Consider the following 11,515-nt stretch of genomic DNA (forward strand, 5'->3'; position numbering starts at 1 on the left):
CCGTCTCCCAATCTTCCTGTTCTACGTTCGGTCAGTCGTCGTCGCCGTGGAAGCGGCGTCTCACCGCGAGCAGTTCCACCTCGGGGCGGCCGGCGACCAGCCGTTCGCACCGGTCGAGTATGTCGGTCAGGTGCCCCGCGTCGGCGGACACCACCGCGAGCCCGATGCCGGCCCTGCGGTGGAGGTCCATGTGTTCCACCTCGGCCGCGCTCACCGCGTACTTCCGCTGGAGTTCGGCGACGATGGGGCGGACGACGGAGCGCTTCTCCTTCAGCGACCGTACGTCGCCGAGCAGGAGGTCGAAGGACAGCGTCCCCACGTACATGTGTGCCCGGATGACCCGCCGGTACGGGATCGAAGGTCCTGTAGAACCGTACATCGTCCCTGCCGGGGGCTCGACGGGGTTTTTCCTGGGGCTTTGCCCTAGGGCCCGGCGCGCGGTGGGGGTGCCTTGCGTCGTCCCGCGGGTGCGGGCCGGTGGGGCTGCCCCTGAGGCCGGCCCCGGTACACGGCGCGGTGGCCGACGGGAACACTGTCCCGTCGGCCACCGCGGACCGTGGCTGTTACACCCGCGGCTTCTCGCGCATCTCGTACGTCGCGATGACGTCGTCGACCTTGATGTCGTTGAAGTTGCCGAGGTTGATACCGCCCTCGAACCCTTCGCGGATCTCGGTCACGTCGTCCTTGAAGCGACGCAGGCCCTCGATGGTGAGGTTCTCCGCGACCACCTTGCCGTCGCGCAGCAGGCGCGCCTTGGTGTTGCGGCGGACCTCGCCGGACCGGATGAGCACACCGGCGATGTTGCCCAGCTTGGACGACTTGAAGACCTCGCGGATCTCCGCCGTACCGAGCTCGACCTCCTCGAACTCCGGCTTGAGCATGCCCTTGAGGGCCGCCTCGATCTCCTCGATCGCCTGGTAGATGACCGAGTAGTACCGGACGTCCACACCCTCGCGCTCGGCCATCTGCTGCGCACGCCCGGCGGCGCGCACGTTGAAGCCGATCACGATGGCGTCGGAGCCCATCGCCAGGTCGATGTCGGACTCCGTGACCGCACCGACGCCGCGGTGCAGGACGCGGATGTCGACCTCTTCGCCCACGTCCAGCTGGAGCAGGGAGGACTCCAGGGCCTCGACCGAACCAGAAGCGTCGCCCTTGATGATCAGGTTCAGCTGCTGGACCTCGCCGGCCTTGAGCACCTTGTCCAGGTCCTCCAGCGACACCCGGCGGGTGCGCTTGGCGAACGCGGCGTTCCGCTCGCGGGCGGCACGCTTCTCCGCGATCTGGCGGGCCGTACGGTCCTCCTCGACCACGAGGAAGTTGTCGCCCGCACCCGGGACGTTGGTCAGGCCCAGGACCTGGACCGGCGTCGACGGGCCGGCCTCGGTGACGTTGTTGCCGTTGTCGTCGAGCATGGCGCGCACGCGACCGTAGGCGTCGCCCACGACCATCGTGTCGCCGACCCGCAGCGTGCCTCGCTGGACGAGGACCGTCGCCACGGCACCGCGGCCGCGGTCGAGGCGGGACTCGATCGAGATGCCCTGCGCGTCCTGGTTCGGGTTGGCCCGCAGGTCGAGCGAGGCGTCGGCGGTGAGGATCACGGCCTCCAGCAGGGAGTCGATGTGCAGACCCTGCTTGGCGGAGATGTCGACGAACATCGTGTCGCCGCCGTACTCCTCGGCCACCAGCCCGTACTCGGTGAGCTGACCGCGCACCTTGGTCGGGTCGGCGCCCTCGACGTCGATCTTGTTGACCGCGACGACGATCGGGACGTCGGCCGCCTTGGCGTGGTTGAGCGCCTCGACCGTCTGCGGCATGACGCCGTCGTTGGCCGCGACGACCAGGATCGCGATGTCGGTCGACTTCGCACCACGGGCACGCATGGCGGTGAACGCCTCGTGACCCGGGGTGTCGATGAAGGTGATCTTGCGCTCTTCGTCGTTGACCTCGGTCGCGACCTGGTAGGCACCGATGTGCTGGGTGATGCCGCCGGCCTCGCCCGCGATGACGTTCGTCTTGCGGATGGCGTCGAGCAGTCGGGTCTTACCGTGGTCGACGTGACCCATGACGGTGACGACCGGCGGGCGGACCACCAGGTCCTCCTCGTCGCCCTCGTCCTCGCCGAACTCGATGTCGAAGGACTCGAGCAGCTCGCGGTCCTCTTCCTCCGGGCTGACGATCTGAACCGTGTAGTTCATCTCGCCGGCCAGGAGCTCCAGCGTCTCGTCGGAGACGGACTGGGTCGCGGTGACCATCTCGCCGAGGTTCATCATGACCGCGACGAGGGACGCCGGGTTGGCGTTGATCTTCTCCGCGAAGTCGGTGAGCGACGCACCGCGCGACAGGCGAATGGTCTCGCCGTTGCCGCGAGGCAGCATCACGCCGCCGACCGACGGGGCCTGCATGGCCTCGTACTCCTGACGGCGCTGCCGCTTCGACTTGCGGCCACGACGCGCGGGACCACCCGGACGGCCGAAGGCACCCTGCGTGCCGCCACGGCCACCGGGACCACCCGGACGGCCGCCGAAGCCGGGACGGCCACCGCCGCCACCGAAGCCGCCGCCACCGCCGCCACCGGGACGACCGGCGAAACCGCCACCGCCACCCGGGCGACCGCCGCCACCACCACCGGGACGGCCGGCGAAGCCGCCGCCACCGGGACGACCGGCGCCGCCGGGACGACCCGCACCGCCCGGACCGCGACCGCCACCGGGGCCGGGACGCGGGCCGGCAGCGGGACGCTGCGGCATCATGCCGGGGTTCGGACGCGGGCCGGCGGGGCCACCGCCGGGACGCGGGCCGCCGCCCTGCGGACGCGGCATCGAACCCGGGGTCGGGCGCTGACCGCCCGGAGCCTGCGGACGCGGACCGCCGCCCTGGCCGCCGGGCGCCTGCGGACGGGGACCGGCACCGGCCGGGCCGCCACCGGGACGCTGACCCTGCGGACGGGGCGCCTGCGGGCGCGCCATGCCGGTGGAACCACCGGACGTGAAGGGGTTGTTACCCGGACGCGGACCGGCCGGACGGGCACCCGGACGCGGCGCCGGGGCGCCGGGACGCGGGCCCTGACCGCCGGGGCGCTGACCGCCCTGCCGGTCCTGGCCGGAACCACCCGGACGGCCACCGCCGGGCTTGGGGGCACCCGGACGCGCGCCGGGCTTCGGCCCGGACTGGGCCGGGGGCGACGGCGGAGCGGTGAACTCCGGTGCCGCCGGAGCCGGGCGCGGCGCGGGCTTGGGGCCCGGCGTCGGACGCGGTCCCGGGGCCGGCGCGGGGGCCGACGGGGCCGGGGGCTGCTGAGCCGAAGGCTGCGGGGCAGCCGGGGGCTTGGGTGCGGCCGGCCGCGGGGCAGCCGGACGTGCCGCCTGCGCCGGAGAGGGCGCGGCGGGCTTGGGGGCGGCCTTCCTGGGCGCCCCGGGCTTCGCGGCGGACTTGCCGTTGCCGCCGCCCTGCTGGAACGCGTCAGTCAGTTTGCGTACAACCGGCGCTTCGATCGTCGAAGACGCCGAACGGACGAATTCACCGAGTTCCTGGAGCTTGGCCATGACGACCTTGCTCTCGACACCGAACTCCTTGGCGAGTTCGTAGACCCGGACCTTAGCCACTTCGCTCCTTTGAGGTCCGGGTTGCGGCCGGACCGTCGCTAGTTCATGGGCGTACTCATCGCGTACTCATCGAGTGCTCATCGCAATCTCGACCTGCTTTCGACTCGCGAGGTACCAGGCCGCACGGGGTTCCGTGCGGCACGTCTTTCTTACCGTGTTGCCCTTCAGCAAGCTGACAGCTGCTGCTCAGCAACCTTGTGCCTGCTCGACGTACCGGCGCAACGCCTTTACGTCGAGCGGCCCCGGGACACGCAGCGCCCGCGGGAACGCCCGGCGGCGTACCGCCTGGTCGAGACAGACCAGGGCGGGGTGCACATACGCACCCCGGCCGGGCAGCGTACCGCGAGGATCGGGGACGCATGCATCCTCGACCGCCACGATCCGCAGCAGTTCGATCTTGGCCGCTCGCTCCCGGCACCCCACACAAGTGCGCTCAGGGCATACGCGGGTATGCGTCCGGCCAGACACTCCTAAGTCTACCTCCCCGCACCGACCTCACCCCTGTCGGGCAAGAATCGAACGGCTGTTGTCGTGATCTAAGCGACCTGCGGCTCAGATCTATTCCCCGATCACTTTTCCGGCGCTCTTCCGGCGGTTCCCCGGCAGGCTCCCGGCACTCTTCCGCCGTCCGGGCGACTACTCGGACGGCTGCTCGGTGTCCGGGCGGATGTCGATCCGCCAGCCGGTCAGCCGGGCCGCAAGCCGGGCATTCTGCCCTTCCTTGCCGATCGCGAGCGACAGCTGGTAGTCCGGCACGGTCACCCGCGCGGACCGGGACGCCATGTCCACGATCTCCACCTTCGAGACACGGGCCGGCGACAGCGCGTTCGCCACCATCTCGGCCGGGTCGTCCGACCAGTCGACGATGTCGATCTTCTCACCGTTCAGCTCGCCCATGACATTGCGCACACGGCCGCCCATGGGGCCGATGCAGGCGCCCTTGGCGTTCAGGCCGGACCGGGTGGACCGTACGGCGATCTTCGTGCGGTGACCGGCCTCACGGGCGATCGCGGCGATCTCGACAGAGCCGTCGGCGATCTCCGGCACCTCCAGGGCGAAGAGCTTCTTCACCAGGTTGGGGTGCGTACGGGAGAGCGTCACGGACGGACCGCGGACGCCCTTGGCCACCCGCACCACGTACGAGCGCAGGCGCATGCCGTGCGGGTACGTCTCGCCCGGCACCTGCTCCTGCACCGGCAGGATGGCCTCCAGCTTGCCGATGTCGACCAGCACGTTCTTCGGGTCGCGGCCCTGCTGGACCACGCCGGTGACGATGTCGCCCTCGCGGCCGGCGTACTCGCCGAGCGTCGCGTCGTCCTCGGCGTCGCGCAGGCGCTGCAGGATGACCTGCTTGGCCGTGGTGGCGGCGATACGGCCGAAACCGGTCGGCGTGTCGTCGAACTCGCGGGGCTCCTGCCCCTCCTCCAGGTCCTCGGGGTCCTCCCTCGCCCACACGGTCACGTGCCCGGTCTCCCGGTTGAGCTCCACGCGCGCGTGCCGGCGGCTTCCCTCGGTGCGGTGGTAGGCGATGAGGAGGGCCGCCTCGATCGCCTCGACCAGCAGGTCGAAGGAGATTTCTTTCTCCCGCACCAAGCCCCGCAGGGCACTCATGTCGATGTCCACGGCTACGCCTCCTCTTCCTTCTTGTCGGACGGCTCGCCGTCCTTGCGGCCGAACTCCACCTGGACGCGTGCCTTGGCGACGTCGTCGAAGGCGAGTCTGCGGGCCGTGGCCTTGCGGCCCTTGACCCCGGGCACCTCCAGGTCGAGGCCGTCGTCGTCGACCTTGAGGATCCTGGCGACCAGCTCGCCGCCCTCGGTCAGCTGGAACTTCACCAGCCGGCCGGTGGCTCTGACGTAGTGCCGGTGCTCCTTGAGGAGGCGCTCAGCGCCCGGGGTGCCGACTTCGAGGGTGTACTCCCCCTCGCCCATCGCGTCCGTCTCGTCGAGCTTCGCCGAGAGCGCACGGCTCACATCGGCGATCCGGTCCAGGTCCGCACCGGTGTCCGAGTCGACGACGACGCGCAGCACGCGCTTGCGTCCGACCGAGTCCACCGCGATCTCCTCGAGATCCAGGCCCTGGGAGCTGACGAGCGGTTCCAGCAGTTCTCGCAGCCTCTCGCTCTGGGTGGTGCTCATCCGGGTGACTCCTCGGCCGCGTGTGCTGTTGTGGGATCGTCGCTGTCTGGTCAAAGGGTATCCGGTCCCAAGGGGTGTTGCCGTCCATCGGGCGTCCGTCGGAGCGCGGGCGGTGCCGCTGAGCGGTGCCGGACGAGTGCCCGGGTACCGTGATCACGAGCATGCCGCCCATTCGCTGTTTCTTTCGGTTTCTTCATTCGTACGAGTGCCCCGAGGACGTCTGCCGTGCCGTTCCCCCCATCACCGCGTACCCCCCCGGGGCCGCGCAGAAGGAGCCTGCTCGCCTCGGCCGCCGGGGCCGCCCTGCTCGTGGGGTGCTCGGACGGGTCCGACTCCGCCGGGACCGGCCGCGGCACGTCGGCCGCCGACCGGGCACGCGCGCGTGCGGCCCGGGACAGCGAGGGGCTGGCCGAGCGCTACGACGCGGTGATCGCCGCCCATCCGGGGCTGGCGGAGCGGCTGCGGCCGCTGCGGGACGAGGTCGTACGGCACGCTCGGGCGTTCGGCGGGGGCCGGAAGGCCGCCGAGGCGTCACCGTCCGTTTCGCCGTCCGTTTCACCGTCCGTTTCGCCTTCCGCGTCGCCTTCCGTCGCCCCCTCGGCCACCGTGCCGGGGAGCGAGAAGGAGGCCCTGGCCGGGCTCGCCGCCGCCGAGCGGGCGCTCGCCGACCGGCGGACCAGGGCACTGCTGGACGTACCGGGCGAGCTGGCACGGCTGCTGGCGTCCGTGGCGGCGGCCGGAGCGGCGCACTTGTATCTGCTGACGGAAGGTGACGGGTGAGCGAGGCGAAGGACGGCGAGCTGGACGCACTCCAGGCCGCCCTGGCGGCCGAGCACGCGGCCGTGTACGGCTACGGCGTCGTGGGCGGGCGCGTCGATGCAGGGCGGCGCACGGAAGCACGGGCGGCGTACGACGCGCACCGGGCGCGGCGGGACGCGCTGGCGCGCGAGGTGCGGGATCTGGGCGGCAGTCCGGTCGCCGCGGCCGCCGGGTACGCGTTGCCCTTCCCGGTGCCGGACTCGGCAGCGGCCGTGCGGCTCGCCGCCGAGCTGGAGGACCGGGTGGCCGGGGTGTACTCCGACCTCGTGCGGGCGGCCGGCGGCAAGCGGCGGGCCACGGCCGCTCAGGCACTGCGGGAGGCGGCGGTCCGGGCGGTGCGCTGGCGGGGCGGGAGCGTAGCCTTCCCTGGTCTCGCCGAGCGGGCGGGCACAGCCTCGGCGGCGCCCACGGCGTGACGCGGACTGGAAGGGAACGACTCGCGCATGGCTTTCGAACCGCCGCAGCGTCTGGTCAGGGCGCTCGGTGAGACGGCACCGGACGGTGACGACTGGTTGGACAAGCTGCCCGATCTGGCGCAGCAGGCCGTCGCGCTACGCGAGTTGACCGTCGAACGGGTGCAGGTGCCCGGGGGCCGCAGCAGCCTGGTGGTGCTGGTGCGGCGGGCGGACGGGACGCCTGCTGTGCTCAAGCTGGCGCCGCGCCGGGCCCGCCCGGAGAGCGAGCGGGCCGCGCTCGCCCACTGGGGCGGCCGGGGTGCCGTACAGCTGCTTGAGCCCTTCATGACCGAGGGTGTGTTGCTGCTGGAGCGGCTGCACCCGGATGTGTCGGTGCGGTCGCTGCCGGAGGCCAAGGCGTTGCTGGAGGCGGCGGGCACGCTGCGGCGCCTGTGGGTCGAGCCGCCGGCCGATCATCCGTTCGAGACGGTGGCGGGGCGGACCGGGCGGCAGGCCGAGGCGATGCGGGCGAGTGCCGCGGCGGACACCGAGGTGGCGCCGCTGGTCGACGCGGCGCTCGCGGCGCGCGAGGAGCTGCTGGCCATGCCGCCGGAGGAGCGGTTGCTGCACGGCACCTTCCGGCAGAGCAAGGTGCTCGCCGGGGAGCGCACGCCGTGGCTGGCCGTGGGGCCCGACCCGGTGGTCGGCGAGTGCGCCTTCGACCTGGCACGGCTGGTGCGGGACCGTGTCGAGGACCTGATCGCCCAGCCGTCGGGTGCTGCGACGACCCGGCGCCGCGTGAAGCGGCTCGCCGAGTCGCTGGAGGTGGACCAGGAACGGCTCCGCGGCTGGACGCTGTTCCGGGCCGTGGAGTCGGGCGTACGGGCACGCCGGGTCGGGCGGGAGCGGGACGCGGAGCTGCTGCTGGAGTTCGCGGGGTGGCTCTGACGACGCCGCCGTTCGCCCCGCCGCCGTGGGCGTGATCGCGGCGGGGCGTTCGCCGGCGGAGCTCCCTGAGGGGCTCCTTGGCGTGTTTACGCCGTCAGGCGTGCGATCGCCTCTTCCACCGTCAGTTCCTCGCGCTCCCCGGTCCGGCGGTCCTTGAGCTCGACGACGCCCTCGCCCGCGCGCCGCCCGGCCACCAGGATCCGCGGTACGCCGATCAGCTCGGAGTCGGTGAACTTCACGCCCGGGGAGACGCCGGCCCGGTCGTCCACCAGGACGCGGACACCGGCGGCGGCCAGCTTCTCGGAGACGTCGAGGGCCAGTTCGGTCTGGAGGGCCTTGCCCGCGGCGACCACGTGCACGTCGGCCGGGGCGACCTCCTCGGGCCAGACGAGGCCCTTGTCGTCGGCGTGCTGCTCGGCGAGGGCGGCCACCGCGCGGGAGACGCCGATGCCGTAGGAGCCCATGGTCACGCGGACCGGCTTGCCGTTCTGGCCGAGGACGTCGAGCTTGAGGGCGTCGGTGTACTTGCGGCCCAGCTGGAAGATGTGGCCGATCTCGATGGCACGGTCGAGCTTGAGGCCCGTGCCGCACTTCGGGCAGGGGTCGCCCTCCTGCACGACCACGACGTCGACGTACGCGTCGACCTCGAAGTCCCGGCCCGCGACCACGTTCTTGGCGTGGGTGTGCTCCTTGTTGGCGCCCGTGATCCACGCCGTGCCCGGCGCGACCCGCGGGTCGGCGATGTACCTGACCTTCTCCAGGCCCTGCGGGCCGACGTAGCCGCGGACCAGGTCCGGGCGGCCCACGAAGTCCTCGGCGGTGACCAGTTCGACGGCGGCCGGGGCGAAGTGGGCCTCGACCTTGTCCATGTCGACCTCGCGGTCGCCGGGCACGCCCACGGCGACGATCTCGCCGTCGACCTTGACGAGGAGGTTCTTCAGGGTGGCGGAGGCCGGGACGCCGAGGGAGGCCGCGAGGGTCTCGATGGTCGGGGTGTCGGGGGTGGGGATGTCCTCGGCCGCCGGGACACCGGAGGCGTCCACCGGCTTCAGCTCGTACGTGGTCGCCTCGGTGTTGGCGGCGAAGTCGCAGTTCGGGCAGTCGGCGAAGGTGTCCTCACCGGCGCCGGCCGGGGCGAGGAACTCCTCCGACTTGGATCCGCCCATGGCGCCCGCGGTCGCCGCGCAGATGCGGTAGTCGAGGCCGAGGCGCGCGAAGATGCGCTGGTAGGCCTGGCGGTGCAGGGCGTAGGACTCGGCGAGGCCCTCGTCGGCGAGGTCGAAGGAGTAGGAGTCCTTCATCAGGAACTCACGGCCGCGCAGGATGCCCGCACGGGGGCGGGCCTCGTCCCGGAACTTGGTCTGGATCTGGTAGAGGATGACCGGCAGGTCCTTGTAGGAGGTCGCCTGGTCCTTCACGAGGAGGGTGAAGATCTCCTCGTGGGTGGGGCCGAGCAGGTAGTCGCCGTTCCTGCGGTCCTTCAGGCGGAACAGTTCGGCGCCGTACTCGTCCCAGCGGCCGGTCGCCTCGTACGGCTCGCGCGGCAGCAGGGCGGGGAGCAGCACCTCCTGGGCACCGATCGCGTCCATCTCCTCGCGGACGATGCGCTCCACGTTGGCGAGGACCTTCTTGCCGAGCGGCAGCCAGCTCCAGATCCCGGCGGCGGTACGGCGGACGTAGCCGGCGCGGACCAGCAGTTTGTGGCTGAGGACCTCCGCGTCCGCCGGGTCGTCGCGCAGCGTCTTCGCCATCAACTGGGACATGCGCTGGACCGGTGCGTTCGCCATGGCTCTCGTATCTCCTGCTGCGAAAGGGTGATGGCAAGGAGGTTAGCCGGGCGGCGGGGGACGGTGGAAATCGGTTAGGGCCCTAACGGCGGCGCAGCGGCAGTGGCGCGCCCATGACGGCGTACGGCTTGGGTGCGCTGGGGAACAGCACCTGCCGGGCGAGGTCCTGGTACCCGAGGGAGCGGTACAGCGCCCGCGCCGGGCTCTCGATGTCGATCGCGGAGAGGATCGAGCGGGGTTCGGTGGCGCCGTCGGTGATCGTGGTGATGAGGGAGCGGCCGATGCCGCGTTTCTGGTGGCGCGGGTGGACGTGCAGCTCGGTGATCACGAAGGAGTCGTCGAGCCAGTTCTCGTGGCCCTGTGCGCGCAGGTACGGCTCGACGACGGTGGACCACCAGTGGGTGCGGTCGTTGGGCATGCCGTAGACGAATCCGACGAGCCGTCCGTCGGGGGTGGTGGCGCCGAGGGCGCGTGCTCCCGGGTAGGTCATGTGCCGCAACACGATCTGGCGGCGCACGGCGACCTCGTCGGCGCCGAGTCCGAAGGCGACGGCCTGGACGGCGAGGGCTTCGTCGACACGGTCGCAGAGGTCGAGGGGGCCGATCACGATGTCGTCGGGATGGGGGTTTCCGTGACCGGGAAAGCGCAGCATATCGGCGAGACTACAGGGCCTTCAGGCCTGTCAGAACAGCCCCGTTGGGCACTGTCAGAACAGCACGCTCATGAAGGCTCCGATCTCCTGGAAGCCCACCCTGCGGTACGTGCGTCGCGCCGCCGTGTTGAAGTCGTTGACGTACAGGCTCACCACCGGGGCCACGTCCGCCAGCGCGTACCGCAGCACGGCCGCCATGCCGGGGGCCGCTATGCCCTGGCCCCGGTACTCCGGCGCCACCCACACCCCCTGGATCTGGCAGGCCCGGTCGGTCGCGGCGCCGATCTCGGCCTTGAAGACGACCTTGCCGTCGGCGTCGAAGCGGGCGAAGGAGCGGCCGGAGCCGACGAGTTCGGCGACCCGGGCCTGGTAGAGCAGGCCGCCGTCGCCGGACAGCGGGGAGACGCCGACCTCCTCGGTGAACATCGCCACGCACGCCGGCATGATCGTCTCCATCTCGTCCTTGCGGACGCGGCGGACGTACGGGTCGGGCGCGATGTCCGTGGGCATGCGGTCGGTGACCATGAGGGGCTGGTGGGTGCGGACCTCGCGGGCCGGGCCCCAGCCGGGTTCGAGGAGCCGCCACAGCTGGGCGGTGGATTCGGCGGGGCCGACGATGGAGGAGCAGCGGCGGCCGGCCCGCCGGGCGCGGTCCGCGAAGGCGCGGACCGCCCTGGGGGTGGCGCAGATGGGGACGAGGTTGGCGCCCGCGTAGCACAGGGACGTCAGCATGCCGTCCTCGTACCAGCCCCACATCTCGCCGCCGAGCCGCCACGGGTCGAGTCCGGCGATCTGCACGCGGGACGTCACGAAGGCGTTCGCGACCGGCTCGCGGTCGAGGACGGCGAGCGCGGCATCCAGGTCGCTCGGTTCGAGCACGCGGGAGGTGGTCTGGGTCAACACGTGCGGGGCCTCACCCTGAGGGTCTACTGATCTCCGCACTGTACCTGCCGGGAATGTGCGGTGCCGATCCGCCGGAGGGAACCGGTGGCTGACGGGGTTGGAGTGCCCTCTGGGGGCTGCCGCCCCCAGTGGACCGGCGCTGGAGAAGGCCCGTCAGCCCGTGACCGACACCTCGGGCTCGCCCGACGCGACGCCGTCCTGCTCCATCTGCTCGGCGAGCTTCATCGCCTCCTCGATGAGGGTCTCCACGATCTTCGACTCGGGGACG

11 protein-coding genes are annotated in these 11,515 nt (G+C 71.8%); 3 read left to right on the forward strand and 8 right to left on the reverse strand.

Features of this window, described 5'->3' with window-relative positions:
* Positions 1 to 31: 31 nt before the first annotated feature.
* The 5 genes from NW895_RS40770 to rimP form a co-directional block, all read right to left on the reverse strand.
* Positions 32 to 325 carry a DUF503 domain-containing protein gene (locus tag NW895_RS40770; RefSeq protein WP_289942276.1) on the reverse strand — a complete coding sequence of 98 codons (294 nt, stop codon included), beginning with the start codon at positions 323 to 325 and terminating at the stop codon, positions 32 to 34.
* A 238-nt stretch (positions 326 to 563) separates the two neighbouring features.
* On the reverse strand, positions 564 to 3,605 hold the full coding sequence (gene infB / locus NW895_RS40775) for a translation initiation factor IF-2 (protein WP_289942277.1): 3,042 nt from the start codon (positions 3,603 to 3,605) through the stop codon (positions 564 to 566).
* 186 nt (positions 3,606 to 3,791) lie between these two features.
* On the reverse strand, positions 3,792 to 4,073 hold the full coding sequence (locus tag NW895_RS40780) for a YlxR family protein (RefSeq protein ID WP_289942278.1): 282 nt from the start codon (positions 4,071 to 4,073) through the stop codon (positions 3,792 to 3,794).
* Between the two features lie 168 nt (positions 4,074 to 4,241).
* Positions 4,242 to 5,228 (reverse strand): transcription termination factor NusA, encoded by a 987-nt coding sequence (gene nusA, locus NW895_RS40785; protein WP_289942279.1) that lies wholly within the window; start codon positions 5,226 to 5,228, stop codon positions 4,242 to 4,244.
* Positions 5,229 to 5,230: 2 nt separating this feature from the next.
* Positions 5,231 to 5,743 (reverse strand): ribosome maturation factor RimP, encoded by a 513-nt coding sequence (rimP, locus tag NW895_RS40790; RefSeq protein WP_289942280.1) that lies wholly within the window; start codon positions 5,741 to 5,743, stop codon positions 5,231 to 5,233.
* A 225-nt stretch (positions 5,744 to 5,968) separates the two neighbouring features.
* Here rimP and NW895_RS40795 point away from each other — a divergent pair, with 225 nt between their 5' ends.
* Genes NW895_RS40795 through NW895_RS40805 form a run of 3 tightly spaced genes read left to right on the forward strand, consistent with a single transcriptional unit; the run spans position 5,969 to position 7,905 of the window.
* Positions 5,969 to 6,523, forward strand: coding sequence for a hypothetical protein (locus NW895_RS40795; protein WP_289942282.1), 555 nt, complete (start codon positions 5,969 to 5,971; stop codon positions 6,521 to 6,523).
* Positions 6,520 to 6,978, forward strand: a complete 459-nt coding sequence (locus NW895_RS40800; RefSeq protein ID WP_289942284.1) for a ferritin-like domain-containing protein — start codon at positions 6,520 to 6,522, stop codon at positions 6,976 to 6,978. The genes NW895_RS40795 and NW895_RS40800 overlap by 4 nt, the downstream gene beginning before the upstream one ends.
* A gap of 27 nt (positions 6,979 to 7,005) precedes the next feature.
* Complete coding sequence (locus tag NW895_RS40805; RefSeq protein WP_289942288.1) at positions 7,006 to 7,905, forward strand: aminoglycoside phosphotransferase family protein; 900 nt, start codon at positions 7,006 to 7,008, stop codon at positions 7,903 to 7,905.
* An 86-nt stretch (positions 7,906 to 7,991) separates the two neighbouring features.
* On the opposite strand, the gene NW895_RS40810 is transcribed toward NW895_RS40805, so the two are convergent.
* The 3 genes from NW895_RS40810 to NW895_RS40820 form a co-directional block, all read right to left on the reverse strand.
* Entirely contained in the window at positions 7,992 to 9,692 is a 1,701-nt protein-coding gene (locus tag NW895_RS40810) for a proline--tRNA ligase (protein ID WP_289942289.1), read from the reverse strand.
* A gap of 82 nt (positions 9,693 to 9,774) precedes the next feature.
* On the reverse strand, positions 9,775 to 10,344 hold the full coding sequence (locus tag NW895_RS40815; RefSeq protein ID WP_289942291.1) for a GNAT family N-acetyltransferase: 570 nt from the start codon (positions 10,342 to 10,344) through the stop codon (positions 9,775 to 9,777).
* Between the two features lie 54 nt (positions 10,345 to 10,398).
* Positions 10,399 to 11,247, reverse strand: coding sequence for a GNAT family N-acetyltransferase (locus tag NW895_RS40820; protein WP_289942293.1), 849 nt, complete (start codon positions 11,245 to 11,247; stop codon positions 10,399 to 10,401).
* Positions 11,248 to 11,515: the final 268 nt, after the last annotated feature.

This window comes from Streptomyces sp. S.PNR 29, assembly GCF_030386795.1.
Classification (GTDB): Bacteria; Actinomycetota; Actinomycetes; order Streptomycetales; family Streptomycetaceae; genus Streptomyces.